Origin of the sequence: Enterobacter asburiae, from assembly GCF_008080435.1 — a bacterium.
GTDB classification, from domain to species: Bacteria; Pseudomonadota; Gammaproteobacteria; order Enterobacterales; family Enterobacteriaceae; genus Enterobacter; species Enterobacter asburiae_C.
On record NZ_VRKN01000003.1, the window covers coordinates 515,273 to 541,158 of the forward strand.

Consider the following 25,886-nt stretch of genomic DNA (forward strand, 5'->3'; position numbering starts at 1 on the left):
AATTGAAAAAAATGATTCCGTGAAAGTAAGGGAAAATAATTTCATAATAATGTTTAATTTCGTTTAGACATTTACCACGCAGGATGCGATCAACCATGTCGATCTATAAAATCCCTCTCCGGGAAAATGTTCTTGAAGCTGCTACAGAACGCATAGACTGGACGCTTAACAATTTCCCAGGAGTCTGTGTTTCCTTTTCTGGTGGAAAAGATTCTACCGTGATGCTTCATCTTGTGGCCCAGCAGGCACGGCAGTTGAAACGAAAAATAGATGTTTTATTTCTGGACTGGGAAGCGCAGTTCTCGTTAACCATTCAGCATGTTGAGACTATGCGAGCGCTTTATCAGGATGTTATCCATCAGTTCTGGTGGGTGGCGCTCCCTATCACAACACAAAACGCCCTGTCACAGTTTCAACCTGAATGGCAATGCTGGGCACCCGGAACACACTGGGTTCGCCAGCCACCGGCAGATGCCATTACCGATCCAAACTATTTCGATTTTTATCAACAGGGTATGACGTTTGAAGCCTTCGTGCGCGATTTTGCGGAATGGTACGCGCAAAAACGCCCTGCTGCAGTCATGGTTGGGATCCGCGCCGATGAATCCTACAACCGCTTTCTGGCTATCGCTTCAGCGCGTAAGCAGCGGTTTTCGGATGACCGCCCCTGGACGACCGTCTCACCAGGCGGGCATGCCTGGTATATATACCCCCTCTACGACTGGAAAACGGCCGATATCTGGACCTGGTTCGCCAAAACGGGATGTGGCTACAACCCGCTTTACGATCTGATGTACCAGGCCGGTGTGCCTCCGCGCTATATGCGTATCTGCGAACCTTTTGGTCCCGAACAGCGCCAGGGATTATGGCTCTACCATGTGGTCGAACCCGAACGCTGGGCGGCGATGTGCGAGCGGGTTAGCGGCGTGCGCAGCGGCGGGATCTATGCCGGTCACGACAACCATTTTTATGGTCACCGCAAAATACTTAAACCCGATCGCCTTTGCTGGCGCGAATACGCCATGCTGCTGCTCGACAGCATGCCGCAAAATACGGCAGAGCATTACCGCAATAAAATCGCGGTGTATCTTCACTGGTACCAAAAGCGCGGTATGGACGATATTCCCGATACCCAGGACAGGGACATCGGTGCCAAAGACATTCCCTCATGGCGACGTATTTGTAAGGTTTTACTTAATAACGATTACTGGTGCCGGGCACTTTCCTTCAGCCCAAATAAACCCAAACATTATCAGCGCTACAGCGACAGAATGAAGGCAAAACGCAAGGAGTGGGGCATTTTATGCGACAGCGAATCATCACCGAAATAGAAACCTACCTTCAGTCACTTCCCGAAGAGGATCGAATAAACGCCATTAATGCCTTTCGTCAGGCGATACACAAAAACAGCCCTTTCCGTGATCACCCCATAGACTGCGTTCTGTGGGTTAAACAGGACGAGATCACCGCCAACGATTACAACCCCAATAACGTTGCCCCACCGGAAAAACGGCTGCTCAGTCAGTCGCTGGAACTTGATGGATTCACCCAGCCTATCGTTGTGTCCGAAAGCAAGTCTCAACACTATGAAATCGTGGACGGTTTTCACCGCCACGAAATCGGCACGAACCGGGCGAGCTTAAAGCGCCAGCTCAAAGGGTATTTACCCGTCACCTGCTTGCGCCAGGCGCGGCAGGACAAACATAATCGAATGGCTGCCACCATTCGCCACAACCGTGCGCGTGGGCGACATCAGATCAATGCCATGTCAGAGATTGTTCGTGAACTGGTTCAGCTCGGCTGGGACGATGCAAAAATAGGCACAGAGCTTGGGATGGATAGCGATGAAGTCTTGCGCCTTAAGCAAATCAACGGTCTGCTGGAACTGTTTGCAGACCGTCGCTACTCAGAAGCCTGGACGGTGAAATAATCAGAGCCTGTTCAGGCGCTCTGCCGCTGCCAGGAGCGTCGATTCCTGCTTCGCAAAACAGAGACGAATCAGCTTATGCGGGAAGGGATCGGCGCAAAAGACGGATAGCGGGATCGCCGCAACGCCCACTTCTTTGGTCAGCCACTGGCAGAAACTGACGTCATCCAGATCGGAAATGGCGCTGTAGTCAGCCAGCAGAAAGTAAGTGCCTTCTGAGGGCAAAATTTCCAGACGGCTTTTACTCAGCGCCGCCACAAACAGATCCCGACGGTCACGATAGAAGTGCGGTAGCTCGCGATAATGCCCGGGTTCAGCGCGCAGCATATCTGCGAGCGCCAGCTGAGCCGGTGTGTTCACGGCAAAGGTCAGGTACTGGTGCACCTTGCGCAGCTCAGCACTAATGGCAGCCGGTGCGACGCAGTAGCCCACTTTCCAGCCGGTCATATGGTAAGTCTTACCGAATGAAGAGACGGCGATAGCACGCTCGCGAAGTTGCGGATGGGCCAGCACACTGGCGTGCCCCTCTTCTGCAAAGCAGATATGCTCGTAGACTTCATCGCTCAGCACGTAAATTTCACGTTCCGCGATCGCCTGCCACAGCGTGGTGAAATCGGCTTTTTGCCATACCGTCGCCGACGGATTGTGCGGCGTATTCAGAATCACCAGACGGGTTTTGTCGCTCAGCAGCGCAGCAAACGCCTGCCAGTCAGGGCGGAAATGCGGTGGTTGTAACGCCACGCGTTTCACCACGCCGCCGGAGAGTTCAACCGCAGGCGCATAGCTGTCGTAGCTCGGGTCAAAGCAGATGACTTCATCGCCCGCACGCACCAGCGCGGTGATGGCTGCATACAGCGCTTCGGTCGCTCCTGCCGTCACCGTAATGTCGCTGTTCGCATCGGGCTTATGGCCATACAACTCCGCCGTTTTATCCGCAATGGCTTCCCGCAGCGCCTGCACGCCCGTCATCGGCGCATACTGATTCGCCCCCCGCGCCACGTGATACGCCAGACGCTCCTGCAGATAGCTCGGGCCGTCGAAATCCGGGAATCCCTGAGAAAGGTTAATGGCGTTGTGTTGCTGCGCCAGGGCGCTCATCTGCGTAAAGATGGTGGTACCGAGATTGGGAAGTTTACTCTGTGGAATCAATGCGTTATTGCTCATTGTGTCGCGCCTGCTTGTAATACTTATGTTGCTGCCACTATAACACGATGGTAGTCTTTGGCAATCAAGACGCTTAGACGTCTAAACCATATGAATATTCCTGGCCGCGAGGGTAAAAGGAAATGACAGACAACCTGCAACTCACACATCTTGTCGACGCCTGCCGCTGGATTGGTGCCAAAGGCTGGGCACCCGCCACCGGGGGCAACATGTCGGTGCGTCAGGACGAGCGCCTGTGCTGGCTCAGCGAATCCGGCAAAGACAAAGGCAGCCTGACGACGGAGGATTTTCTGCAGGTGGAGATCGCCACCAACCGCGCGCCGTCTGGCCGCAGGCCGTCGGCGGAGACCGGGTTGCATACTCTCATCTATCGTCTGTTCCCGGAAGCCAACGCTGTCCTGCACGTTCATACCGTCAACGCCACGGTGCTGTCGCGTCTGGTCAAAGAAGCCGAGCTCAACATCAGCGGCTTTGAGATGCAAAAATCCCTCACCGGACAGACCACGCATCTGGATACGGTGGCTATCCCGGTCTTTGATAACGACCAGGACATTGACGCCCTCGCCTCCCGAATCGCCCATTACGCACAGGAACGGTCGCTTAATTATGGTTTTCTTCTGCGCGGTCATGGCTTAACCTGCTGGGGACGCGATGTGGCCGAGGCCCGCCGTCATCTGGAAGGATTAGAATTCTTATTTGAATGCGAAATGCGTTTACGACAACTGGAGAGAGTATGATTCGCGCGATTGTGACGGATATTGAAGGAACCACCAGCGATATCCGTTTTGTCCATGATGTTTTGTTCCCCTACGCGCGTGAGCGGCTGGCGGCCTTCGTGACCGCCCAGCAGTACGCCGAGCCGGTCAAATCCATTCTGGACAACCTGCGTGATGAAATCGGTCACCCGCACGCCAGCGTCAGCGAGCTTATCGACGCCCTGTTTGCCTTTATGGACGAAGACCGCAAATCCACGGCGCTCAAAGCCCTGCAGGGGATCATCTGGCATGACGGCTACGTGAACGGCGACTTTACCGGCCATCTCTACCCGGACGTCCTGCCTGCGCTGGAAAAGTGGAAAGCGCAAGGTATTGATCTCTATGTTTATTCCTCTGGCTCCGTCGCCGCGCAGAAACTGTTATTTGGCTACAGCGACGAAGGTGATATTACTCATCTGTTCAGCGGCTATTTTGATACCCACATCGGCGCCAAGCGCGAGGTGCAGTCTTATCAAAACATTGCGGCACAAACGGGCATCGCCCCGTCGCAGATCCTGTTCCTCTCCGATATTCATCAGGAACTGGACGCGGCTGAACAGGCAGGTTTTCGCACCCTGCAGCTGATTCGCGGTGATGATGACGGCGCAAGCCACCACCATCAGGTCCACCAGTTTGACGAGATTAATCCGGAGCAGATCCCTTCATGAGCGCATTGACCATTTATTCCGATAAAGACGCCAGTCAACATCAGTGGCACAGCACCGACGCCACCGAGATCGCCCAGCAGCTCAACGCTAAAGGCGTGCGGTTTGAACGCTGGGCGGCCGACCGTGATTTAGGCCACGATCCCGCGCCCGAAGCCGTGATCGAGGCGTATCAGCATGCCATCGACAAACTGGTGGCGGAGAAAGGCTATCAGAGCTGGGACGTGATCAGCCTGCGCGCCGATAACCCGCAGAAAGAGGCGCTGCGCGCGAAGTTCCTGAACGAACACACCCACGGTGAAGACGAAGTGCGCTTTTTCGTGGAAGGCGCAGGGCTGTTCTGCCTGCACATTGGCGATGAGGTGTATCAGGTGCTGTGCGAGAAAAACGACCTGATTTCCGTTCCTGCGGGCACGCCGCACTGGTTTGATATGGGTTCAGAGCCAAATTTTACGGCCATTCGTATTTTCGATAACCCGGAGGGATGGGTGGCGCAGTTTACGGGTGATGCGATTGCGGATGCGTATCCGAGGCTGGCTTAACTCGACTTACATGTAAATACCATTGATATTAATAAAAAGGTTATCAATGGTATTTGCCATGCTGTAGATTGCAATATCACTATTTATTTAATAAATATCCAGACCATAATGATTGTGTTGCATAAGTGCCTTACGCACAGATAAATCAGGTCTTAACTCATAGATAAAATCCTTAATCTCATCATAGTTTGCTTTGCAACCTATGATTATTGACTTCAAGGCTTGTCGTGGAAATACCAATTTATTACATTCATCGACAAGAATTGATTGCTGCTGTTTCTCATTAGCTTTATTTGTTTTAGGTAAGATCCGATACTCTTCTTCATACTTCCAGCAAGTTGCTTTTGTGAGTGCGAGTCTTATAGGATCATAGTCACTTCGCCATGAATGGTATGGATACTCATCATGATACTCAACCATCCAGGCACTTCCAAAAACAATATTATTCGTTTCAAATTCTAAACAGATGCCATGATGTTTGTCGGCATAATGAGACCACATTAACAAGTTATCATTTTTAGGGCTTAGACAATATACTCGGAAATTTTCTTCGAAAAAATTCCAATGTGCTATTGCGCTACTTGCAGACATATACTTTAGAAATGAAGCATCGTTCAACGCTCTGTCCATTGAGTCTTTAGATATATTATTTTCAATCATTGCTTTGGTTAGATATTCAAGATATTCTCTACTAATAATTTCATTATCTAAATCTTTTATTAGAGGTTTCATATCCCAAGGGTCATTAAAGTCAGCTGGGTGTGAGCAATAAATCTTATTTTCTACAAGAGTTTCCTTTAACCACTCTGCTTTAAATGGTTGGTAGTGATATAGATTATTAATTTTATTAAAAAAAGCTTGTTTCGCAAGTTCCATCGAAATTCTCACTAATAGGCTAATTATTAATAATTAATTGCTCACCAAAAATATCATTTAAGACATTGAATGGTTCTAACCCAACCAACTTCGCCAGATGCACAAACTCCACCACATCCAATCTGCGCTCGCCGTTTTCCACTTTAGCTATAAATGACTGCGGTTTTCCCAGTGCATCAGCAAGCTGCGCCTGAGTAATCCCATTCTCCTTCCGAGCTTTCTTTAATGCACTGATAACACGCTGATATTCATCCGAGTAAACTGAGGCCATTGTTCCGATTCCATACAAATATCCTGAAATCGAATATCCTCCCATTGCGTTTTTATCCCAAAACAGGATAATTGAACACGTAACGAACACATGTAAGGAGCACACAATGCGTCATCAAAACTGGCATCCTGCCGATATCATCGCCGCACTAAAGAAACACGGAACAAGCCTGGCTGCGTTGTCCCGAAAGGCTGGCCTTTCCTCATCAACACTGGCAAACGTGCTTACCCGACCATGGCCCAAAGGTGAATTGCTTATCGCACAGGCGCTAGACATTCCGCCCGATGTGATATGGCCGGAAAGATACTTTGATGAAAAGGGAGAGCCAATATTTCGTCAGATGAGGAATACCAAAAAGAGAAACCTATCTTCGACTTGATCAATGAATTCTCCCCCTCACCCCAACCCTCTCCCTCAAGGGAGAGGGGGTTGAAGAGACTTCACATACCCCACCAGCTGATCCAGCACAATCCCCCACCCTTCGTGGAAGCCCATCTGTTCATGCTGCTCGCGGATTTCCTTCGTCGGATGACGCGCAATCGCCGTGTAGCGGGTTTTGCCCTCGCCGACATCTTCCAGCAGCAGGATCGCCGTCATAAACGGCTTCTCGGCAGGTTTCCAGCCCTCGGTATAGCCGTCGGTAAAGACCAGCTTTTTGCCCGGATCGATTTCCAGGAAGACACCCCGATTATCCATCCGCTGCCCGTCCACCTCAAACACGGTGTTGAACCGCCCGCCCACGCGCAGGTCAAGCTCGCATTCGGTCACTTTATGGGGAACAGGGATGAAGAAGTTTTTGATGTGCTCCGGCGTAGTCCAGCAGAGCCACAGCAGGTCGCGCGGTGCATCCACCACGCGCTCCAGTTTTAAGTCAGTTTCAGGATCGAGCGTCACGATGTTGTCCTCTTAAGGGAACCCCTTACAAGGATAGTCGGGCTCAGGCGAATTTCCCGTTTGCCACCGCTTCCGGTGTGACCACGCCCGTATCCAGCACCCAGCCGCTAATCAGCGAGGCAGGCGTAACGTCAAACGCCGGGTTATAGACCTGCGCGTTTTCCGGCGCCCACTGCACCGCGCCAAAGCTTCCGGCCACGCCCGTCACTTCGCTGGCCGCGCGCTGCTCAATCGGGATTGCGTCACCGTTCGGGCAGTCCGGATCGAGAGTCGTTTGCGGAGCAGCCACGTAGAACGGAATACCGTGGAATTTCGCCAGCACCGCCAGAGAATAGGTGCCGATCTTGTTCGCCACGTCGCCGTTGGCAGCAATACGGTCTGCCCCCACCCACACGGCGTCCACCAGCCCTTTTGCCATCAGGCTGGCGGCCATGGAATCGGCGATCAGCTGATACGGCACGCCCAGTTCGCCAAGCTCCCACGCCGTCAATCTGCCGCCCTGTAACAGCGGACGGGTTTCATCCACCCAGACGTTGCTGACGTTACCCTGCTGATGCGCGCGGGCAATCACGCCCAGCGCCGTACCGACGCCCGCCGTTGCCAGCCCGCCGGTGTTGCAGTGGGTCAGCAGGCGGCTGCCGGGCTTCACCAGCGCGCTGCCCGCATCCGCAATCGCGTCGCAAAGCCGTTTGTCTTCGTCAATCAGTCGCAGTGCTTCCGCTACCAGCGCCGGAACGAACTCTTCCTTCCAGAGCGCCAGCTTCATGCGGTCGAGATTGTTCATCAGATTCACCGCCGTCGGGCGGGACGCGCGCAGGGTTTCCAGCGCCGCCGCCAGCTCGTCGCGACTTTTGCCGTTTTCCGCCAGCAGCGCCAGCAGCAGGCTTGCAGAGAGACCAATCAGCGGCGCGCCGCGCACCCGCAGAGCGTGAATGTGGCCCACCAGCGCCTCTACCGTAGAGGCATCCAGCCAGCGTTTCTCCTGCGGAAGCGCCTGCTGATCGAGAATAAAGAGCTGATTATTCGCCACTCGCAGGCTGGTCGTCTGTAATGTCTGCATGTCGTTAATTCCCTGTTGCGTTGTTGTAGCACATTGTGTCAGGATGAAATCCAGATGTATAGACGTCTACATGTCTTTATTAGCAAACCCTGAGGAGCAGGCCATGTCGCAATACCGTACCTTTACCGCCCAGGACGCCGTGGAGTATGCCAGGCAGTTTGGCGGCCTTGATGACCCATCATCGCTGGTGGAGGCGCAGGAGGTAGGCGACGGCAACCTCAATCTGGTTTTCAAAATTTTCGACAACGCAGGCGTGAGCCGCATCGTTGTAAAGCAGGCACTGCCCTACGTGCGCTGCGTCGGGGAGTCCTGGCCGCTGACGCTGGACCGCGCCCGTCTTGAAGCACAAACCCTGGTCGAGCACTACCAGCACAGCCCGCAGCACACCGTGAAAATCCACCACTTCGACCCGGAACTGGCGGTGATGGTGATGGAAGATCTCTCCAGCCATCGCATCTGGCGCGGCGAGCTGATCAACAACATTTACTACCCGCAGGCGGCACGACAGCTGGGCGAATACCTCGCGCAAGCGCTGTTCCACACCAGCGATTTCTACCTGCACCCGCACGATAAAAAAGCGCTGGTGGCAAAATTCATCAACCCGGAGATGTGCGAGATCACCGAAGATCTGTTCTTCAACGATCCGTACCAGATCCACGAGCGCAACAGCTACCCGGCCGAGCTGGGAAATGACGTAGCGGCCCTGCGCGACGACGTTCAGCTGAAAATTGCCGTGGCCTCCCTGAAGCACCGTTTCTTTTCTCAGGCTGAAGCCCTGCTGCACGGCGATATTCACAGCGGGTCGATTTTTGTGGCCGACGGCAGCCTGAAAGCCATCGACGCCGAGTTCGGCTATTTCGGGCCGATTGGCTTTGATGTCGGCACCGCCATCGGCAACCTGCTGCTGAACTTCTGCGGTCTGCCGGGGCACCTGGGCATTCGCGATGCCGCCGCCGCACGCGAGCAGCGCCTGACCGATATTCAGGAACTGTGGAACACCTTCGCGGAACGCTTCCAGGCACTGGCAAACGAGAAAGCCCGCGATGCGGCGCTCAGCGCACCGGGCTATGCCTCCGCGTTCCTGAAAAAGGTCTGGCATGACGCCATCGGCTTCTGCGGCACCGAGCTCATTCGCCGCAGCGTCGGGCTGTCCCACGTCGCGGATATCGACACCATTCAGGATGAAGCCATGCGCCACGAATGTCTGCGCCACGCGATAACGCTCGGCAAAGCGCTGATTGTCATTGCCGACCGCATCGACAGCGCGGAAGATCTGGTGGCACGGGTGCGGCAGTACAGCTGATTTTCTCCCTCTCCCTTTGGGAGAGGGCCGGGGTGAGGGCATCAAACCGCACTTACCCCAAATACTCAATCACCGATAACCCACCGTTATAATCCGTGCTGTAAATTATTCCCTGCGCATCCACAAACACGTCGCACGACTGGATCACCTGCGGACGATTGGGCCGCGTATCCATCATTCTCTCCGGCGCGGCGGGCACCAGCGCACCGGTTTCCACCGGACGGTACGGGTTCGAAATGTCATACGCGCGCACGCCCGCGTTCTGATACGTCGCGAAAATCAGCGTCGAGCTGACAAAGCTCCCCGGCCGGTTCTCATGCAGGTTATGTGGGCCGAAATGCGCCCCTTTTGCCACGTAGTCGGTTTCATCCGGCTGCGGAAAGGTGGATATGCTCACCGGGTTCACTGGCTCGCGGATATCAAACAGCCAGATCAGCTTTTCGCCGTCCTGCTGGTTATCCAGCACCGCTTCGTCCAGCACCACCAGCAGAGAGCGGTCCGGCAGCGGCAGCGCGGTGTGCGTCCCGCCGCCAAACGGCGGGCTCCAGTTACGGTGGCTAATCAGCTTCGGTTGGGTGCGGTCCTTCACGTCGAGAAGCGTCAGGCCGCCGTCGCGCCAGCTGCCGTAGGCGGTATCGCCGGCAATAATCGCATGGTGCAGCGCGTAGCGTTTCCCTTCCGGCCAGTTCGGCTTCTCGCCTTCGGCCTGGTTCATCCCCGGCAGCCACCAGCGCCCCGCCACCTCGGGTTTACGCGGGTCAGCCAGATCGATGGTCAGGAAGATGTAGTCGGTAAAGCCGTCGATCAGCGCTGAAACGTAGGCCCAGCGGCCGCCGACGTACCAGATACGGTGGATGCCGATGCCGCTCAGCGACAGAAAGCCGATTTCGCGCGGCCTGTCCGGCGTGGAGATATCAAAGACGCGCAGCCCGGCGCTCCAGCCTTTGTCGTTCACGTCGCTGACGGTCTCCCCCACCTGACGGGTGTAGTAGACCTTCTCGTCGGCAAAGCGGGCATCGGCAAACAGATCCCGGGCGTTAATCACCAGCAGCAGGTCGTCATGCGCCTGCAGGTGCACGTTCCAGGTGCCGGGCGGTGCGGGCACGTAGCCTGCCGCTTTCGGGTTTTTCGGGTCGCGCACGTCGACAATCGAAAAGCCCTGCGACACCATATGGCCGATATAGGCAAAGCCGCGATGCACCATCAGCTGTACGCCGTCCGGGCGACCACCCTGGTCGCTATGGCCAATCAGCCGCATATTGCGGCTGTATTCGGGAGGGGGTAATTGAGTCACCTTATGCTCCTTACGCCCGGTGGCGCTGCGCTTACCGGGCCTACGGGTGCGAAATGTAGGCCGGGTAAGGCGCAGCCGCCACCCGGCTTGGTTTTATTTATTTTTCGCTTCCAGCGTCGCAAACCACGGGGCGATAAAATCTTCGGTCTGGCCCCAGCCCGGAATAATTTTACCCAGAGACGCCACGTTCACGGCGCCCGGCTGGGCGGTCAGCAGCGCCTGTGGAATGGCGGCCGCTTTGAAAGCGTAAGTCGCAGGCGTCGCTTCCCCGGCTATCTTGTTCGCCACCAGACGCATGTTGGTCGCGCCAATCAGCTTCGGATCCACCGCCACGCTCACCTTCCACGGGCTGCCCGGCTCGCGCATCAACTGCAGATCCTGGTTGGAGATGTCGATGCTGTAGAGTTTGATTTCGGTGCGGCCGTTCTCCTTCAGCGCTTTATACGCGCCCTGGCTGAAGGCGTCCCATGTGCCCCAGATGGCGTCGATTTTGCCCTTCGGGTATTTCGCCAGGATCGCGCCCACCTTGTTGGCGGTATCACCCTGCACGTCAGAGGAAACAGCGCCGATAGACTCCAGCTCTTTGATGTCCGGATACTGCTTTTGCAGCGCTTTATAGGCCGCCTGACGACGTTCCATCGGCGGGAAGCCCGCCACCCACAGCTTGACGATATTGGCCTTGCCGTTGAAATCTTTCGCCAGCTGGCCGAAAGAGAGGTTGGTCAGGGAGGCGTCGTCCTGCTGGGTGACGGTTACGCCCGGGATCTCGCCGTTCACGGCAGTATCAAACACCGAGACTTTGATCCCGGCATCCACCGCTTTCTTCACCAGCGCGGTGGAGTACGGATCGCGCCCCTGAGAGAGGATAATCCCGTCATATTTCTGGCTGATCGCCTGGTTAACGAAGTCCTGGAATTTGGCGTCGTCGCCGTTGCTTAAAAAGGTGCTGACCTTAAAGCCGAGCTTTTTCCCTTCCTGAATTGCCCCCGCAATAAACTGCGTGGTGTTGTCGTCTGAGCCAAGGTTACGGATCACCGCGATGCGGATCGGGCCGTCATGGTTCGCAATGGCAGCCGGAAGCGGCGCGGGCGTAGCTGCGAAGCCTGGCAGAGAAGTGAGCAACCCAAGTGCCACCCAAGAGAGTGCAATCTTTTTCATTTTTTATCCCGTTGTGTTGTCAGCGTTTTTGTATGTAGGTCATCGCCAGTGCCACCGCGAGCACCAGCCCTTTTATAATGTCCATGGCGTAATACGGCACGGAGAGCATCACCAGCCCGTTCGACAGCACGCCGAGAATAACCGCCCCGACCAGGGTTCCCAGCGCATTCGGCTTGCCGGACCCGGCCAGTGAAAAGCCAATCCACGCCGCCGCTACCGCATCCATCAGGTACCCGCCGCCCGCATTCACCTGCGACGAACCAATGCGTGAAGCCAGCAAAATCCCGCCCAATCCCGCCAGCAGAGAGGCAATCACGTAGGCCGCCACCTTGTAGCGCGTGGTGCGAATGCCGGAGAGACGCGCGGCTTCGGGGTTGCCGCCAATGGCGTACATCCGGCGTCCGTGAGTGGTCAACGAGAGGCCAAGCTGCGCCAGCACGGTTACCACCAGCATGACGATCACGATGGTCGGCACCTGCCCCAGCAGGCTGAACGCTGCCGGAATGGTGCCTTCCGCCATGTCGCCGCTCGGCAGCACCATGTTCTCGGTAATCGACCCGCCGTAGCTGTAGGTCATCGCCACGCCCTGAATGACAAACAGGCTGGCAAGCGTCGCAAGCATGTCCGGAATGCGCAGGATGACGATCAGAAAGGCATTAAACAGCCCCACCAGCGTACAGAGCGCGAGGGTGATCAGAATCGATTCGGTGGTACCAAAGCCGTGCCAGACGAAAAGCGAAATCACCAGCGCGTTCGCCAGCGACGCGGTTGAGCCCACGGAGAGGTCGAACCCGCCGATGGTCAATGATATCGACACGCCAATGGCAATCACCGTCACGATGGCAATCGAGCGCAGAATATTGATGATGTTGTTCGGATCGAGGAAGCTGTCCGACGCCAGGCCAAAGACGGCCACCAGCGCGACGACGGTCAACAGCATGCCCCACTTGTAGAGAAAATCGAAAATCTGCTGACGGCCAGACGCTGCCGCGTTCACTGAAAGGGCCTTGCTCACGACGCCGTTCCTCCGGTTGAATAATAAAGTAGTGTCTCTTCGCGGGCCTCGGCCCCGGCGATTTCCGCCACGATGCGCCCGTCCCACAGCACGCAGATGCGGTCGCACAATCCCACCAGCTCGGCAAATTCGCCAGAGGCGTAAATCACCCCTTTGCCCTCGCGCGCCAGGCCGTCAATCAGCTGGAACAGGTCGGTTTTGGCCTTCACGTCCACGCCTTTCGTCGGCTCGTCGAATATCAGCACGCTGGCGTCATTGCGCAGCCATTTACCGATGGCGACCTTCTGCTGGTTACCGCCGGACAGACGGCGCAGCACCTGCCCCGGCCCACGCGCACGCACGCCGACGCGAGCGATGACCTCTTCCGCCCAGCGCCACGCCTGACGATGACCGAACAGGCTCCAGCGCGAGAAGCTGTTATCGGCGCACACGGCAAGGTTCATGCTCACCGGCTCGTCGATAAAAATACCCTCTTTCCGCCGCTCCTCCGGCACCAGCGCCAGACCGCGCAGCACGGAATCCACCGGATCGCGCGGCTGCCAGGATTGATGATTCAGCTCGCCGTGCGCCACGCGGCTTTTGGTGGCGCCAAACAGCGCCTTGCAGAGTTCGGTTTTCCCCGCGCCCGCCAGCCCGGCAATCCCGAGGATTTCGCCTTTACGCAGGTGCAGGGAGATATCTTTCAGCAACGCGTCATCGTGAAGCCCCTCAACGCGTAGCAGCGTTTCGTCGCCGTGCGGCGGTCGCGCGGGTGGATAGATATCGCTCAGCACGTGGCCGAGCATTTTCTCGACGATGGCTTCGCCGCTGAGGTCCGCCATCGGACCGGACTCGATCAGCTTGCCGTCGCGAAGCACCGTCAGGGTGTCGCAGATGGCCTTCAGCTCGTGAATGCGGTGGGAAATAAACACCACGCCAATGCCCTGCTGCTTTAAACGTCTCACCACCGCAAACAGGCGCTCGCTCTCGTGCGCGTCCAGCGGCGCGGTGGGTTCATCAAGAATCAAAAAACGGCAGTGATGGGACAAGGCGCGTGCCAGTAAAATCTGCTGCTTTTCGGCCAGCGAACAGCCGTCGATGGAATGGCGAACGTCCAGCGTAACGTCCAGCTGCGCCAGCGCCTGTCTCGCCTGCTGGCGGATCGCGCGCCAGTTGAAGCGATGCCCCGGCTGCGCCAGCTGGTCGAGCATGATGTTCTCGGCGATGCTTAACCCCGGGATCAGCGCCACGTCCACTTCCTGCTGCACAAGGTGGATCCCCAGCCGTTTGGCATCCAGCGGTTCGCGGATGCTCACCGGCTGGTTGTTAATGCAGATCTCACCTTCGTAGTGGTCGTGCGTGCCGCACAGCACCGCCATCAGCGTCGATTTCCCCGCGCCGTTGGCGCCGGTCAGCGCGTGTACAGATCCGCCGGTTAAGGTGAAATTCACGCGCGACAGTGCCTGAAAGCCGGAAAAGGCCAGGCTGATACCGCGCATCTCAAGGCGACTGGAAACCATCCGCGTAAATCCTTCATTACTCTTCTGATTTATCGAATTTTTCACAGCTCCGGTTGACTGACAACGACGGAAAAGGCATAAGATAAAGCGAAATATTATTAGCCATCCGGATGTCCAGACATAACATCGGGTTAGCGCTTGCTAAAAAAAGGACAACACCATGAGCAACACCGATATCCGCGTCGTGCCTGGCCCGGCAAACTACTTCTCACATCCCGGAAGCCTGACGCAGCTGGATAACTTCTTTACCCCAGAACAGCTTTCCCGCGCGGTGTGGATTTACGGCGAACGCGCAATCGAAGGCGCGCGCCCTTTCCTGCCGGCGAGTTTTAACGCGCCGGGGGCGAAACACCTGCTGTTTAAAGGCCACTGCAGCGAGCGCGACGTCAGGCATCTGGTGAATGAATCGGGCAGCGACGCCAGCGTAGTGATTGGCGTCGGCGGCGGCGCGGTGATGGATACCGTCAAGGCCGTGGCGCGCCGCTTAGGGGTGCCGTTCGTGGGCATCCCCACTATTGCCGCCACCTGCGCGGCGTGGACCCCGCTCTCCGTCTGGTACAACGATGCCGGTCAAGCGTTGCAGTTCGAGATATTTGACGACGCCAACTTCCTGGTGCTGGTGGAGCCACAGATCGTCCTTAACGCCCCGGCGGAGTATCTGCTGGCGGGCATCGGCGATACGCTGGCGAAGTGGTACGAAGCGGTAGTCCTCGCCCCACAGCCTGAAAACCTGCCGCTGACCGTGCGGCTGGGCATCAACGGCGCGCTGGCGATCCGCGACGTGCTGCTGGCGCGCAGCGAAGAGGCGCTGGCCGACCAGCAGCGCGGCGACCAGACGCAAGCATTCCGGGACGTGGTGGATGCGATTATCGCCGGTGGCGGGATGGTCGGCGGTCTGGGCGAACGCTATACCCGCGTGGCGGCAGCGCATGCGGTACACAACGGTTTGACCGTGCTGCCGCAGACGGAAAAATACCTGCACGGCACCAAGGTAGCCTACGGCATTCTGGTGCAAAGCGCTCTGCTCGGTCAGGACGACGTACTGGCTCAACTGGTGGCGGCGTACCAGCGTTTTAACCTGCCAACCACGCTTCGCGAGCTGGACGTTGATATTAACAGCCAGGACGAACTGGATAAGGTGATTGCCCATACCCTGCGTCCGGTGGAGTCGATTCACTATCTGCCGGTTGCGTTAAGCCCCGAGGTTCTGCGCGCCGCGTTTGAGAAAGTGGAATCCTTCAGCCGTTAATCGCTCTGACCGTCTATACCTAATGATGATTCTTACCACTCTCGTAACGAGGTCATCATGCAGATCGATTTAACAGGTAAAAAGGCGCTGGTTACCGGTGCCAGCCGCGGCTTGGGTCGTGCTATTGCACTGTCGCTGGCGCGCGCCGGTGCGGATGTGATTATTACGTATGAAAAATCTGCCGATAAAGCCCAGGCGGTCGCCGAGGAGATTAAGGCGCTGGGACGACACAGCGAGGCTGTGCAGGCCGACAGCGCCAGCGCGCAGGCGATTCAGGATGCCGTCACCCATGCGGCGCGTTCCCTTGGCGGGCTGGACATTCTGGTCAACAACGCCGGGATCGCGCGCGGCGGCCCGCTGGAGTCCATGACGCTTGCTGACATCGACGCCCTTATCAACGTCAACATCCGCGGCGTGGTGATCGCCATTCAGGAAGCGCTGGTGCATATGTCAGACGGCGGGCGCATTATCAACATCGGCAGCTGTCTGGCAAACCGCGTGGCGCAGCCGGGTATCACCGTCTACTCGATGACCAAATCTGCCCTTAACTCCCTCACCCGCGGGCTGGCGCGTGATTTAGGACCGCGCGGCATTACCGTTAACCTGGTGCATCCCGGACCGACCAACAGTGATATGAACCCGGAAGACGGCGAACAGGCTGACTCGCAGCGTCAGCTTATTGCTTTGGGTCATTACGGTCAGCCGGAAGACGTCGCGGCGGCGGTCACGTTTCTTGCCAGCCCGGCCGCCGGGCAGATCTCCGGTACGGGGCTGGACGTGGACGGCGGTTTGAACGCCTGATCGCAATCTCCCTGCAAGCCTCTGTCGCCCGGCAGAGGCCTTTTCGAGCCGCCTCGACGGTTCGCGTTTTGCCGCTTTCTCCCGTTTTATCTCCGCTCTACAGTACCCCATTAGAAATTCGGAATTTATCTAATAGTCTTATTATTTCCTTATAGTTTGTGTGGGTGTACAGTGGAGGTACGGATGAAGATTGTCTGGTCAAAGAATGCAGAGAAAGAGTTTTCCAAAATCGATGGCCGATATCAGCGAAGAATCAAAGCAAAACTTGCTGAGCTGGACGATCGCTCAGCTCCCCGGCCCGATATCAAAAAAATATCGGCGACAGAAAATCATTTCCGGCTACGCGTTGGCGATTACCGCATTCTGATTACACTCCGGAACGATCCCGATAACCATTGTTATGTTTTGGCCGTCAAGCGCAGAACATCAACGACCTACCTTCACGAGGAGAAAGCCCCCTATGGCTGTTCAGCTAATTAAGGACGATGACGGAAAAACGCAGTACGTCGTTATTCCCTATGATGAATACTTTCGTATGTGCTTACAGATGGCAGAAATCGACGACGAAACCGACGATGACCTGGAGGATATTGAAGTCGAACACGATTGTTATGATGACGTAGGATTACCTGGTGAAGTGTGCGACGTCATGCATAACGAGAACGTCAGCCTGCAGGCCGCGTGGCGTATCCTGCGCGGCATGTCCCAGCAGGAGGTGGCCGAGAAACTCGGCATCAGCCAGTCTGCCGTATCACAGCTTGAGGCCCTGGACTCGCGCCCGCAAAAACGCACCCGTGAAAAGCTGGCGGCAATTTATGGCTGCAAGCAGGAACAGATCAGCCTCTATTTACCGAAAGAGGGTTAACAGCACTTCGCCCCGCCCTTGCCGCCGTAGCGGGCATCCTGGCGGTCGCGGAAAAATTCTTCATAGGTCATCGGCGTCTGGTCCGGATGGTTGACGCGCATATGCTCGACGTAGTTGTCGTAGTCCGGCACGCCAATCATCATTTTGGCGGCCTGGCCCAGGTACTTACCTGCTTTGGAGAGGGTGTCGAACATAATTTTGGTCTCACAGGAAATGTAGGCCGGGTAAGCGTTAGCGCCACCCGGCACACAGGTTAATGCGCCCCTTTCGCCTGGGTGACAATCTCTTCCAGGTTTTCAGGCATTGGCTCGTACGGCGTCTCTTTCGCCGTTGGCTTATCGTTTTTCAACGCCGCCAGCGCGGTCTTGAGAGAATACAACGCCAGCACCACGACGACCACCATAAAGAAGATAGTCAGCCCGGCGTCCAGACGGTTGTTAAACACCAGCTGAGACAGCTGCGACTCGGTGTACTGCGTCGGGATCTTACCGCTGTCGATCATCGCCTGAAACTTGTTGGCGATCGCCAGGAAGCCCACCTTGTTGTCCGGGCTGAAGGCTTTCTGCCAGCCTGCCGTCAGGGTACAAATCAGCAGCCACGCGGTAGGCACCAGCGCTACCCAGGCGTAACGCTGGCGCTTCATCTTGAACAGCACCACCGCGCAGAGCATCAGCGCCATACCTGCGAGCATCTGGTTGGCAATACCGAACAGCGGCCACAGGGTGTTAATCCCGCCCAGCGGATCGACCACGCCCTGATGCAGGAAATAGCCCCACGCCAGCACGCACAGCGCCGTCGCCAGCAGGTTAGCCGGGAGCGAATCGGTACGCTTCAGGTTCGGGGAGATCACCCCCAGCAGGTCCTGCAGCATAAAGCGCGCCGCACGGGTTCCCGCATCCACCGCCGTCAGGATAAACAGCGCCTCGAACAGAATGGCGAAGTGATACCAGAACGACACATCCATCAGCCCGCCCAGCGCGCCGTGAAGAATATACGCCATGCCGACCGCCAGCGTCGGCGCCCCGCCCGCACGGGAGATAATCGACTGCTCGCCCACTTCACTGGCGATGCTCGTCAACGTATCAGGGGTAATCGCAAAGCCCCAGCTGCTCACCACCTGCGCGGCGGACGCCACCACGTCAACGGTGCCAGCCGGTGCCAGTACCGCCATCGGGCTGTTCATCGCGAAGTACACGCCCGGGTCGATGATACAGGCCGAGACCAGCGCCATGATGGCAACGAAGGACTCCATCAGCATGCCGCCGTAGCCAATCAGGCAGGCCTGATTTTCATTCGCCAGCATCTTCGGCGTGGTGCCAGAGGCAATCAGCGCGTGGAAGCCCGACACCGCGCCGCAGGCGATGGTGATAAACAGGAACGGGAACAAATTGCCGGTCCAGACCGGGCCGGTACCGTCGATGAATTTGGTTAACGCAGGCATGGTCAGGGTCGGACGCATAATCAGGATGCCGATCGCCAGCCCGATGATGGTGCCGATTTTCAGGAAGGTAGAGAGGTAGTCACGCGGAGCCAGCAGCAGCCACACCGGCAGCACCGCTGCCACAAAACCGTAGCCCACCAGCATCCAGGTCAGCTGTACGCCGGTAAAGTCGAAGAACGGCGCCCAGGTCGGGCTTTCCGCCACCCAACCGCCGGAGATAATGGCAAACACCAGGAATACCAGACCAATCACCGACACTTCACCAATACGCCCCGGGCGCAGATAGCGAATGTAGATCCCCATAAACAGCGCCAGCGGAATGGTGAAGGCAACGGTATACGTTCCCCACGGGCTGTGGGTCAGTGCTTTCACCACGATCATTGCCAGCACCGCGAGGATGATCACCATGATCATAAAGGTCGCCACCAGCGCAATCACCCCGGCGGTTGCCCCCATCTCCTCTTTCACCAGCTCACCCAGCGAACGCCCGTCGCGGCGGGTGGAGACGAATAGCACCATAAAGTCCTGCACCGCACCTGCCAGCACTACGCCCGCGAGGATCCAGATCATCCCCGGCAGGTAGCCCATCTGCGCGGCCAGCACTGGTCCCACCAGCGGACCCGCCCCGGCAATCGCCGCGAAGTGGTGACCGAACAGCACTTTTTTGTCGGTCGGCACATAGTCCAGCCCGTCGTTATGGCGGACGGCAGGCGTCATGCGCGTCGCGTCAACCCCTAAGACGTTCTTCGCGATATAGCGGCCATAAAAACGGTACGCGATCAAATAAATGCAGACGGAGGCGACAACGATCCAGAGCGCATTGATCTGTTCCCCTCGGTTGAGGGCGATATAGCCCAGGGCAAAGGCTCCCACAACGGAGAGCCCTGCCCATGTAAGGTATTTCCCTGAGTTGTTCATCGTGGTTATCCGTTGTTGCGAAACAGTGATATGTTACATTTTGTTTCTAGAACAACGACGAAAATTTAACAACTTTGAAACGCAATAATGCGTGGTCAAACCAGACATTTACACCACAGTGTTAAGTCGATCACTTTCAGCGTGAAAGGGTCAGCCCAACACCATCGTACTCAACCGGCAGGTGCAGCACCGCCGCCCCTGCTCGTCGAATACCACAATCTCCCAGCTCTGGCTGGAGCGGCCAAGATGCAGCGGCTGGCACACCCCGCGCACCTTACCGTGAGATACCGCACGATGGTGCGTGGCATTCAGCTCCGTTCCCACCAAGTTCTGCCCGTCGCGGGTCATCAGAAAACCGGCCATTGAGCCCAGCGTTTCCGCCAGCGCCGCCGATGCGCCGCCGTGCAGCAGGCCAAACGGCTGATGGGTGCGCGCATCCACCGGCATCTCCCCTTCCAGCGTATCGTCACCGATGCGGGTATAGACAATGCCGAGATGCCCCACCAGGGTGTTCAGGCTGGTCGCGTTCAGCTCCTCGAGCGGTAAATGACGTTTCCAGATCATTACGCCCCCAGCGTGGAGCCGCCGTCAACCACGATATCCTGCAAGGTGATATGGCTGGCGGCATCGGATGCAAGGAACAGTACCGTGCTGGCAATCTCCTGCGGACGGGCGATTTTCCCCAGCGGAATGCCGAGCTTAAACTGTTCACCAAAGCCGCGAATACGCTGCTGCTCCGCGTCGTCGCGGGTCCACAACGTGCGCTGCATATCGGTATCCGTTGAGCCCGGCGACACCAGGTTACAGCGCACGCCGCTCCCCGCCAGCTCCAGTCCGACGGTCAGGGCCAGGCTTTTCAGCGCCGCTTTCGACGCGCCATAGGCGCTCATGCCGATGCGCGGCGTATGCGCCGCGTCGGACGCCACGGTGACTATCGCCCCGCCCTGCTGACGGCGGAAGTGGCCCATCGTCTGCTGGAACAGGTTGAACGCGCCGCCGACGTTGACCGCAAAGGTCTGCTGCCAGTCCTCCTGCGAGAGCTGGTCCGTCGCCCCCATGCGCAGAATGCCCGCCGCGTTGACCAGCACGTCCAGACGCTCAAGCGTTGCCAGCACGCGCCCGCACACCTCATGCACCTGCGCGGCGTTAGCCACGTCCAGCGTTTCGGTGGCGAACGGATAATCACCCAGCGGAAACGCCAGATCGAACCCGGTCACCTGTGCGCCCGCCTCCACAAAGGCCAGCGCCGTCGCGTAGCCGATCCCCTTCCCCGCGCCCGTCACCCAGACCGTTTTGCCGGTAAAATCGAAACCCGCCATCACTTCACCTCGCGGGAGAGCAGCGCCCACCAGGCGTCGATTGTGGGATTTTTTGCCAGCATCACGAAGTCGATATCGCCATGCACTTTGCGCCAGCGGGCGGCCAGGGCCATCATGCGCACCGAATCCAGACCGTAGTCGATCAGGTTTTCGTCATCCATCGGCTCATCGGACTCGTCCAGCAGCGGCAGAACAAGCTCACGCAGCGCGGCTTTGGTCGCCGGAACGGACGGCAGCAGCTCGTCGGTCATCACCACGCGGCCAGAACGCCCGGCCACGTAGTTGAGTGACATCAGATGCTCGTCGCGGGTGAAATCCGCCAGCGCGTCGGCAATAAAGAACGGTTTGATGTCGCGCATAAAGGCATCGGTGGCGGTGGTCATGCAGCCGATGTGGGCATAAACGCCGGTAATCAGCAACTGGTTGCGGCCCGTTTCTTTCAGCATCTGCTCCAGCGGCGAGCGGTGAAACGCGCTGTAGCGCCACTTCACCAGCACCGTGTCCGCTTCGTCCGGCGTCAGTTCACGGACAATGCGCTGCTGCTCCGGCGAGCGGGTCAGGCCCGGCCCCCACATGTCGTTGAGCAGGGCGCGGTCTTCATCGCTCTGCTCTTTCGGCTGGGCGGTGTAGTACACGGGAATATGGTTTTCTTTGCAGTACGCGCGCAGTTTGGCGATATTCGCCACTACCTGCTGCATCATCGCGCTGTTTTCGCCCCAGAAGTTCAGGAAATACTCCTGCATATCGTGGATCAACAGCGCGGCACGTTCAGGCTCAAACGCCCAGTTCACTTTATTAGTCGGCAGTTCTGCGGCGGTCGGCAGCGCGTAAGCGGTTAATTTTGGAATAGCCATACTCTGTTCCTCAGCCCAGGGTGCGTTCAGCAAGCCACAGGCGCAACTGTTTCTTATCGACTTTGCCGACCGGCGTCAGCGGAAGCGCATCCACGCTCTCCACGCGGTCCGGCAGCTTGAATTCGGCAACGCCCTGCTCGCGCAGGAAACGGCGCACCTCGACCGCGCGCAGGGGCTGTTTCACCACCAGATACGCGCAGCTCTTCTCGCCCAGCAGGCTGTCCTCCATGCTCACCAGCGCGGCGTGGATCACCGCCTCATGGCGCAGCAACAGGTTTTCAATCTCTTCGGCGGCGATCTTCTCGCCACCGCGGTTGATCTGATCCTTCTCGCGCCCCTGCACGGTGATGTAGCCCTGTTCATCGATGGCGATCAGATCCCCTGAGCAGTAGAAACCGTCCGCATCGAAGGCGCTGGCGTTGTGTTCCGGGCTGTTGAAATAGCCGCGGAAGGTATACGGCCCGCGCGTCATCAGACGCCCGACCTCACCGCGCGGGAGCGGGTTGCCGTGCTCGTCCGCCACCCACACTTCGTCGTCCGGGCACATCGGGCGGCCCTGGGTGTTGATGATGCGTTCCGGCGCGTCGTCGAGCGCGGTGTAGTTCACCAGCCCTTCCGCCATGCCGAACACCTGCTGAAGCTGGCAGCCGATTTCCGCCGGAATGCGCGCCGCGAGCGTGGCGGAGAGGCGTGCGCCACCCACCTGCAGCAGTTTCAGGGATGTGAGCTGCGCGTTCCCCGCGCCGTCGGTAATCGCCTGTAACCACAGGCTGACCGCCGGTGGCACCAGCGAGGTGACGTTAATCTGATGCTGTGCAATCAGCGGGAAGCAGAGCGTGGCGCTCGGATCGTTCGCCAGCACCACGCAGCCGCCCGCCGTGAAGACGCCTAACGATCCCGGCGAGCTCATGGCGTAGTTATGCGCCGCAGGGAGCGCGTTCAGATAACGGGTATCGGCGGTAATGCCGCAAATCTCGTTGCTGCGGCGGATGCTGTAGTCGTAATCGTTGTGCGTGCGTGGGATCAGCTTCGGCGTGCCGGTGCTGCCGCCGGAAAGCTGGAAGAAGGCCACTTCGTCGGCGGGCGTCGGGTTCGGAATGAAGTTATCCGCCGGACGTGCAATCGCCGCTTCCACAGCATGTTCGCCCTTATCGCCGCGCAGCAGCACCACGCGCACCGAGCGATGCGCATCCACAAAGGCGTTAAGGAAATCGTCGCCCGCAAACAGGGCGTGGTCGCGATCGGCAATCAGCACGGCGGGTTTGATCTGCTCCGCGTAGGCGTTCAGCTCGCTGCGCTGATGGCTAAAGAGCGCGTTGACCGGCGCGACGCCAATTTGCAGCAGCGCGAAGAAGGTGATATAGAACTCGGCCACGTTGCCGAGCTGTACCAGCGCGGTCTCGCCGCGGTGCAGCCCCTGCGCCTGAAGCGCAGACGCCAGGTTGTTCACCGCCTGATTAAACGCGCGATAGGTGATGTGCCGCTCGCCGTCAATTATCGCCACCGCATCGCTGTCCGCATGGTCCGTCAGGATGTGGGTCAGCGGCAGATCCTGCCAGTAGCCTTTTTCACGATAGCGGCGGGCGAATTCCTCAGGCCAGCGGGTAAAGGGAATGGTCATCCGTCTTCCTTAGTGCAAGCCAAACACGTTGAGCATGGTGGAGAGCTTCACGCCGGTCTCGCGCCACTCGCCCACCGGCGAGGAGGCAGGCACAATGCCCGCACCGGCAAACAGGCGAACGGTATTTTTATGCAAACGCGCGCAGCGGATGGTGACCACCCACTCGCCGTTGCCTTCGCTGTCGCACCAGCCGACAATGCCGCCGAACAGCTCGCGGTCGAACGGCTCCAGCTCGGCAATCAGATCTTTTGCCGCCTGATGCGGGAAGCCGCTCAGCGCCGGCGTCGGATGCAGCAGGCAGGCCAGCGTCAGGGCGTTTTCGTTTTCACGCGCCTCGCCTTCTACCGGCGTTGCCAGATGCCACAGCGTCGGGGTGGTGATCAGCTGCGGAGAAGACGGCATGCTGAGGTGATGACTGCGCGGAGCCAGAATCGTTTTCATCGCCTGGGTTACCAGGTCGTGCTCGTGACGGTCCTTTTCGGAGGCCAGCAGCTTATTGCCCGCTTCGCGATCTAATACGTCGTCTGGCTGACGACGCGCCGAGCCTGCCAGCGGCAGCGAACTAAAGTGCGCGCCTTCTTTACGCAGCAGCAGTTCCGGACTTGCACCGAGCAGTACGCCGCCGTCTTCCAACGGCACGTGGAAGTTAAAGCTCGCCGGGTTCTGGGCGATAAGACGCTCCATCAGCGCACCGCTATCAATCTGTTTATCGGTCGCGATATCAATCAGACGCGACAGCACGACCTTGTTCACCTGCGGCGTGGTGGTGAGCGACGCAGCGCGGGCAACCATCTCTTCGAACACGGGCTGCGGCGGGATCTCGGTGCGTTGTTCCACCTTCAGCGCCTGCGAGCCGGAAAAATAGCGTGCGGACTGCTGTCGTGCCGGACGGGAAAAGGTCTGCCAGCGTTGCGGAATAAACAGCGACGACGGCTTGCGGGTATCGAACGGGATAGCCCCTACCATCACCGGATGAGCGATACCGTTGGCTTTCGCATTCCGGAAGGCCTGAGCTAATTTTTGCTGGAAGTGACCCGCCGGATCGTCGCCGCCGACGGCGGGTTCACTGAAGCGGGCAAAGCAGCCGGACGTGGTAAAGCTGCGGTAAGGCGACATAAAGAAAAAACGGTCTGATTCCAGCGTGGTTGCGGTGTGCTGAACTTCCTCAGCCAGGGACGTATCCATATCATCCTCCTCAAAATGATAAAAGAAGCAATAATGATTATCATTTATATTTTCGTTGGCTAACCTAATCCCACATCGCTTCGCTGTCAACCGTCGGGCAAATAACTTGTGCGACAAAAGCTTGCATCCCTTCGCGGCAACCATGAAAATGAGAAGCATTATCCTCAACAAAAACAGGATGTCGCGCTGTGAAATTCCCTGCCCTATTCCGTAATACCCTGCTTTTATCTGGACTTTTTGTTTTCGGACTTGCCTCAGCCGTTGCCGCCGACTGGCCGCGTCAGGTGACCGACAGCCACGGCGTTCACACGCTTGAGAGCAAACCGACGCGCATTGTCTCCACCAGTGTGACCTTAACCGGCTCCCTGCTGGCCATTGACGCACCGGTCGTCGCCAGCGGTGCGACCACGCCGAACAACCGCGTGGCGGATGCGCAGGGCTTTTTACGTCAGTGGGGCGATATCGCAAAACAGCGCAAGGTTGCGCGGTTGTACATTGGCGAGCCGAGCGCCGAGGCAGTGGCCGCCCAGATGCCGGATCTAATTTTGATCAGCGCGACAGGCGGAGATTCCGCCCTGGCGCTCTACGATCAGCTTTCTGCCATCGCGCCGACGCTTATCATCAACTACGACGACAAGAGCTGGCAGGCGCTGCTGACGCAGCTCGGCACCATTACAGGACAGGAAAAGCAGGCCGCAGAGCGCATTGCCGCGTTTGATAAACAACTCGCGCAGGTGAAACAGCAGATGAAGCTGCCGCCGCAGCCGGTAAACGCCATCGTCTACACCGCCGCCGCGCACAGCGCCAACCTGTGGACCGCTGAATCCGCGCAGGGCAAGCTTTTGCACCAGTTGGGCTTTACGCTGGCGGAGCTGCCCGCCGGGCTGCAGACCTCCAAAAGCCAGGGCAAACGCCACGACATTATTCAACTGGGTGGGGAAAACCTGGCGACGGGGCTGAACGGCGAAGGGCTGTTTGTGTTCGCCGGCGACCAGAAAGACGTGGATGCGATTAACGCCAACCCGCTGCTGGCGCATCTGCCGTCGGTGAAAAACAAACGGGTTTGGGCATTGGGAACCGAGACGTTCCGCCTGGATTATTACAGCGCGATGTTGGTGTTGCAGCGTTTAAATTCAATTTTTAAATAAGTGGCACGTTCCCCGTAGGCCCGGTAAGCGCAGCGCCACCGGGCGTTTTGTCGGGTGGCGGC

General features: G+C 57.8%; 28 protein-coding genes. 12 read left to right on the forward strand and 16 right to left on the reverse strand.

Translation table 11 applies throughout. The annotated features are described in order from the left end of the window. The first annotated feature begins 95 nt into the window (after window positions 1-95). Together FU672_RS08355 and FU672_RS08360 are read left to right on the forward strand one after the other, a co-directional pair. Entirely contained in the window at window positions 96-1,331 is a 1,236-nt protein-coding gene (locus FU672_RS08355) for a phosphoadenosine phosphosulfate reductase (RefSeq protein WP_148242867.1), read from the forward strand. After that, the gene (locus FU672_RS08360; protein ID WP_148242868.1) at window positions 1,304-1,930 is read left to right on the forward strand and encodes an IbrB-like domain-containing protein; all 627 of its coding nucleotides are present in this window, start codon (window positions 1,304-1,306) and stop codon (window positions 1,928-1,930) included. Before FU672_RS08355 ends, FU672_RS08360 begins: the two co-directional genes overlap by 28 nt. On the opposite strand, the gene FU672_RS08365 is transcribed toward FU672_RS08360, so the two are convergent. Continuing rightward, on the reverse strand, window positions 1,931-3,091 hold the full coding sequence (locus FU672_RS08365) for a pyridoxal phosphate-dependent aminotransferase (protein WP_148242869.1): 1,161 nt from the start codon (window positions 3,089-3,091) through the stop codon (window positions 1,931-1,933). Window positions 3,092-3,213: 122 nt separating this feature from the next. Here FU672_RS08365 and FU672_RS08370 point away from each other — a divergent pair, with 122 nt between their 5' ends. Genes FU672_RS08370 through FU672_RS08380 form a run of 3 tightly spaced genes read left to right on the forward strand, consistent with a single transcriptional unit; the run spans window position 3,214 to window position 5,053 of the window. After that, on the forward strand, window positions 3,214-3,828 hold the full coding sequence (locus FU672_RS08370) for a methylthioribulose 1-phosphate dehydratase (RefSeq protein ID WP_148242870.1): 615 nt from the start codon (window positions 3,214-3,216) through the stop codon (window positions 3,826-3,828). After that, window positions 3,825-4,514 (forward strand): acireductone synthase, encoded by a 690-nt coding sequence (gene mtnC / locus FU672_RS08375; protein WP_023334872.1) that lies wholly within the window; start codon window positions 3,825-3,827, stop codon window positions 4,512-4,514. Before FU672_RS08370 ends, mtnC begins: the two co-directional genes overlap by 4 nt. Continuing rightward, a complete protein-coding gene (locus FU672_RS08380) occupies window positions 4,511-5,053 on the forward strand; it encodes a 1,2-dihydroxy-3-keto-5-methylthiopentene dioxygenase (RefSeq protein ID WP_148242871.1) in 543 nt (180 codons plus the stop codon). The genes mtnC and FU672_RS08380 overlap by 4 nt, the downstream gene beginning before the upstream one ends. Window positions 5,054-5,140: 87 nt before the next feature. Here FU672_RS08380 and FU672_RS08385 read toward each other — a convergent pair whose 3' ends face one another. Beyond that, the gene (locus FU672_RS08385; RefSeq protein ID WP_148242872.1) at window positions 5,141-5,929 is read right to left on the reverse strand and encodes a DUF2971 domain-containing protein; all 789 of its coding nucleotides are present in this window, start codon (window positions 5,927-5,929) and stop codon (window positions 5,141-5,143) included. 19 nt (window positions 5,930-5,948) lie between these two features. Then, window positions 5,949-6,200 carry a helix-turn-helix domain-containing protein gene (locus FU672_RS08390; RefSeq protein WP_148242873.1) on the reverse strand — a complete coding sequence of 84 codons (252 nt, stop codon included), beginning with the start codon at window positions 6,198-6,200 and terminating at the stop codon, window positions 5,949-5,951. Window positions 6,201-6,306: 106 nt separating this feature from the next. Here FU672_RS08390 and FU672_RS08395 point away from each other — a divergent pair, with 106 nt between their 5' ends. Then, window positions 6,307-6,579, forward strand: coding sequence for a helix-turn-helix domain-containing protein (locus FU672_RS08395; RefSeq protein WP_148242874.1), 273 nt, complete (start codon window positions 6,307-6,309; stop codon window positions 6,577-6,579). 35 nt (window positions 6,580-6,614) lie between these two features. On the opposite strand, the gene FU672_RS08400 is transcribed toward FU672_RS08395, so the two are convergent. Together FU672_RS08400 and mtnA are read right to left on the reverse strand one after the other, a co-directional pair. Continuing rightward, window positions 6,615-7,094 (reverse strand): SRPBCC family protein, encoded by a 480-nt coding sequence (locus FU672_RS08400; protein WP_148242875.1) that lies wholly within the window; start codon window positions 7,092-7,094, stop codon window positions 6,615-6,617. A 43-nt stretch (window positions 7,095-7,137) separates the two neighbouring features. Beyond that, window positions 7,138-8,154, reverse strand: coding sequence for an S-methyl-5-thioribose-1-phosphate isomerase (mtnA, locus tag FU672_RS08405; RefSeq protein ID WP_148242876.1), 1,017 nt, complete (start codon window positions 8,152-8,154; stop codon window positions 7,138-7,140). A gap of 103 nt (window positions 8,155-8,257) precedes the next feature. Between mtnA and mtnK the strand changes: the two genes are divergently transcribed. Further along, a complete protein-coding gene (gene mtnK / locus FU672_RS08410) occupies window positions 8,258-9,457 on the forward strand; it encodes an S-methyl-5-thioribose kinase (protein ID WP_148242877.1) in 1,200 nt (399 codons plus the stop codon). 52 nt (window positions 9,458-9,509) lie between these two features. On the opposite strand, the gene FU672_RS08415 is transcribed toward mtnK, so the two are convergent. From FU672_RS08415 to FU672_RS08430, 4 genes are all read right to left on the reverse strand, one after another. Then, window positions 9,510-10,751 (reverse strand): LVIVD repeat-containing protein, encoded by a 1,242-nt coding sequence (locus FU672_RS08415; protein ID WP_187360788.1) that lies wholly within the window; start codon window positions 10,749-10,751, stop codon window positions 9,510-9,512. Window positions 10,752-10,844: 93 nt separating this feature from the next. Continuing rightward, window positions 10,845-11,909, reverse strand: coding sequence for a sugar ABC transporter substrate-binding protein (locus tag FU672_RS08420; protein WP_148242878.1), 1,065 nt, complete (start codon window positions 11,907-11,909; stop codon window positions 10,845-10,847). Between the two features lie 19 nt (window positions 11,910-11,928). Continuing rightward, window positions 11,929-12,924, reverse strand: coding sequence for an ABC transporter permease (locus tag FU672_RS08425; RefSeq protein ID WP_148242879.1), 996 nt, complete (start codon window positions 12,922-12,924; stop codon window positions 11,929-11,931). Next, complete coding sequence (locus FU672_RS08430; RefSeq protein WP_148242880.1) at window positions 12,921-14,423, reverse strand: sugar ABC transporter ATP-binding protein; 1,503 nt, start codon at window positions 14,421-14,423, stop codon at window positions 12,921-12,923. Before FU672_RS08430 ends, FU672_RS08425 begins: the two co-directional genes overlap by 4 nt. Before the next feature lie 160 nt (window positions 14,424-14,583). On the opposite strand from FU672_RS08430, the gene FU672_RS08435 reads away from it, so the two are divergent. The 4 genes from FU672_RS08435 to FU672_RS08450 all read left to right on the forward strand — a co-directional run bounded on the left by FU672_RS08435 (window position 14,584) and on the right by FU672_RS08450 (window position 17,338). Further along, a complete protein-coding gene (locus FU672_RS08435) occupies window positions 14,584-15,672 on the forward strand; it encodes an oxidoreductase (protein ID WP_148242881.1) in 1,089 nt (362 codons plus the stop codon). 57 nt (window positions 15,673-15,729) lie between these two features. Then, entirely contained in the window at window positions 15,730-16,473 is a 744-nt protein-coding gene (locus FU672_RS08440) for an SDR family NAD(P)-dependent oxidoreductase (protein ID WP_148242882.1), read from the forward strand. Window positions 16,474-16,656: 183 nt separating this feature from the next. Further along, window positions 16,657-16,953, forward strand: a complete 297-nt coding sequence (locus FU672_RS08445) for a type II toxin-antitoxin system RelE family toxin (protein WP_148242883.1) — start codon at window positions 16,657-16,659, stop codon at window positions 16,951-16,953. Continuing rightward, entirely contained in the window at window positions 16,934-17,338 is a 405-nt protein-coding gene (locus tag FU672_RS08450) for a helix-turn-helix domain-containing protein (protein ID WP_148242884.1), read from the forward strand. The genes FU672_RS08445 and FU672_RS08450 overlap by 20 nt, the downstream gene beginning before the upstream one ends. Here FU672_RS08450 and FU672_RS08455 read toward each other — a convergent pair. The 7 genes from FU672_RS08455 to entC all read right to left on the reverse strand — a co-directional run bounded on the left by FU672_RS08455 (window position 17,335) and on the right by entC (window position 24,676). Next, the gene (locus tag FU672_RS08455; RefSeq protein WP_006809671.1) at window positions 17,335-17,532 is read right to left on the reverse strand and encodes a YbdD/YjiX family protein; all 198 of its coding nucleotides are present in this window, start codon (window positions 17,530-17,532) and stop codon (window positions 17,335-17,337) included. The two genes, FU672_RS08450 and FU672_RS08455, sit on opposite strands and share 4 nt — an antisense overlap. Window positions 17,533-17,591: 59 nt before the next feature. Continuing rightward, entirely contained in the window at window positions 17,592-19,697 is a 2,106-nt protein-coding gene (gene cstA / locus FU672_RS08460; protein WP_148242885.1) for a pyruvate/proton symporter CstA, read from the reverse strand. Window positions 19,698-19,847: 150 nt separating this feature from the next. After that, window positions 19,848-20,261, reverse strand: coding sequence for a proofreading thioesterase EntH (gene entH, locus FU672_RS08465; protein WP_148242886.1), 414 nt, complete (start codon window positions 20,259-20,261; stop codon window positions 19,848-19,850). Next, window positions 20,261-21,016: a 2,3-dihydro-2,3-dihydroxybenzoate dehydrogenase EntA gene (gene entA / locus FU672_RS08470; RefSeq protein WP_148242887.1), complete on the reverse strand. Its 756-nt coding sequence runs from the start codon at window positions 21,014-21,016 to the stop codon at window positions 20,261-20,263. Before entA ends, entH begins: the two co-directional genes overlap by 1 nt. Then, a complete protein-coding gene (locus FU672_RS08475; RefSeq protein ID WP_148242888.1) occupies window positions 21,016-21,870 on the reverse strand; it encodes an isochorismatase in 855 nt (284 codons plus the stop codon). The genes entA and FU672_RS08475 overlap by 1 nt, the downstream gene beginning before the upstream one ends. A 10-nt stretch (window positions 21,871-21,880) precedes the next feature. Continuing rightward, the gene (entE, locus tag FU672_RS08480) at window positions 21,881-23,491 is read right to left on the reverse strand and encodes a (2,3-dihydroxybenzoyl)adenylate synthase EntE (protein WP_148242889.1); all 1,611 of its coding nucleotides are present in this window, start codon (window positions 23,489-23,491) and stop codon (window positions 21,881-21,883) included. A 9-nt stretch (window positions 23,492-23,500) separates the two neighbouring features. After that, window positions 23,501-24,676 (reverse strand): isochorismate synthase EntC, encoded by a 1,176-nt coding sequence (entC, locus tag FU672_RS08485; protein WP_148242890.1) that lies wholly within the window; start codon window positions 24,674-24,676, stop codon window positions 23,501-23,503. A 188-nt stretch (window positions 24,677-24,864) separates the two neighbouring features. Here entC and fepB point away from each other — a divergent pair, with 188 nt between their 5' ends. Then, window positions 24,865-25,824 carry a Fe2+-enterobactin ABC transporter substrate-binding protein gene (gene fepB, locus FU672_RS08490; RefSeq protein ID WP_148242891.1) on the forward strand — a complete coding sequence of 320 codons (960 nt, stop codon included), beginning with the start codon at window positions 24,865-24,867 and terminating at the stop codon, window positions 25,822-25,824. Window positions 25,825-25,886: the final 62 nt, after the last annotated feature.

What these genes read in the sequence shown, in the direction of transcription:
- FU672_RS08355 (WP_148242867.1), top strand. Translation starts at nt 96, where the DNA reads ATGTCGATCTATAAAATCCCTCTCCGGGAAAATGTTCTTGAAGCTGCT.
- FU672_RS08360 (WP_148242868.1), top strand. Translation starts at nt 1,304, where the DNA reads ATGCGACAGCGAATCATCACCGAAATAGAAACCTACCTTCAGTCACTT.
- FU672_RS08365 (WP_148242869.1), bottom strand. Translation starts at nt 3,091, where the DNA reads ATGAGCAATAACGCATTGATTCCACAGAGTAAACTTCCCAATCTCGGT.
- FU672_RS08370 (WP_148242870.1), top strand. Translation starts at nt 3,214, where the DNA reads ATGACAGACAACCTGCAACTCACACATCTTGTCGACGCCTGCCGCTGG.
- mtnC (WP_023334872.1), top strand. Translation starts at nt 3,825, where the DNA reads ATGATTCGCGCGATTGTGACGGATATTGAAGGAACCACCAGCGATATC.
- FU672_RS08380 (WP_148242871.1), top strand. Translation starts at nt 4,511, where the DNA reads ATGAGCGCATTGACCATTTATTCCGATAAAGACGCCAGTCAACATCAG.
- FU672_RS08385 (WP_148242872.1), bottom strand. Translation starts at nt 5,929, where the DNA reads ATGGAACTTGCGAAACAAGCTTTTTTTAATAAAATTAATAATCTATAT.
- FU672_RS08390 (WP_148242873.1), bottom strand. Translation starts at nt 6,200, where the DNA reads ATGGCCTCAGTTTACTCGGATGAATATCAGCGTGTTATCAGTGCATTA.
- FU672_RS08395 (WP_148242874.1), top strand. Translation starts at nt 6,307, where the DNA reads ATGCGTCATCAAAACTGGCATCCTGCCGATATCATCGCCGCACTAAAG.
- mtnA (WP_148242876.1), bottom strand. Translation starts at nt 8,154, where the DNA reads ATGCAGACATTACAGACGACCAGCCTGCGAGTGGCGAATAATCAGCTC.
- mtnK (WP_148242877.1), top strand. Translation starts at nt 8,258, where the DNA reads ATGTCGCAATACCGTACCTTTACCGCCCAGGACGCCGTGGAGTATGCC.
- FU672_RS08420 (WP_148242878.1), bottom strand. Translation starts at nt 11,909, where the DNA reads ATGAAAAAGATTGCACTCTCTTGGGTGGCACTTGGGTTGCTCACTTCT.
- FU672_RS08430 (WP_148242880.1), bottom strand. Translation starts at nt 14,423, where the DNA reads ATGGTTTCCAGTCGCCTTGAGATGCGCGGTATCAGCCTGGCCTTTTCC.
- FU672_RS08435 (WP_148242881.1), top strand. Translation starts at nt 14,584, where the DNA reads ATGAGCAACACCGATATCCGCGTCGTGCCTGGCCCGGCAAACTACTTC.
- FU672_RS08440 (WP_148242882.1), top strand. Translation starts at nt 15,730, where the DNA reads ATGCAGATCGATTTAACAGGTAAAAAGGCGCTGGTTACCGGTGCCAGC.
- FU672_RS08445 (WP_148242883.1), top strand. Translation starts at nt 16,657, where the DNA reads ATGAAGATTGTCTGGTCAAAGAATGCAGAGAAAGAGTTTTCCAAAATC.
- FU672_RS08450 (WP_148242884.1), top strand. Translation starts at nt 16,934, where the DNA reads ATGGCTGTTCAGCTAATTAAGGACGATGACGGAAAAACGCAGTACGTC.
- FU672_RS08455 (WP_006809671.1), bottom strand. Translation starts at nt 17,532, where the DNA reads ATGTTCGACACCCTCTCCAAAGCAGGTAAGTACCTGGGCCAGGCCGCC.
- cstA (WP_148242885.1), bottom strand. Translation starts at nt 19,697, where the DNA reads ATGAACAACTCAGGGAAATACCTTACATGGGCAGGGCTCTCCGTTGTG.
- entH (WP_148242886.1), bottom strand. Translation starts at nt 20,261, where the DNA reads ATGATCTGGAAACGTCATTTACCGCTCGAGGAGCTGAACGCGACCAGC.
- entA (WP_148242887.1), bottom strand. Translation starts at nt 21,016, where the DNA reads ATGGCGGGTTTCGATTTTACCGGCAAAACGGTCTGGGTGACGGGCGCG.
- FU672_RS08475 (WP_148242888.1), bottom strand. Translation starts at nt 21,870, where the DNA reads ATGGCTATTCCAAAATTAACCGCTTACGCGCTGCCGACCGCCGCAGAA.
- entE (WP_148242889.1), bottom strand. Translation starts at nt 23,491, where the DNA reads ATGACCATTCCCTTTACCCGCTGGCCTGAGGAATTCGCCCGCCGCTAT.
- entC (WP_148242890.1), bottom strand. Translation starts at nt 24,676, where the DNA reads ATGGATACGTCCCTGGCTGAGGAAGTTCAGCACACCGCAACCACGCTG.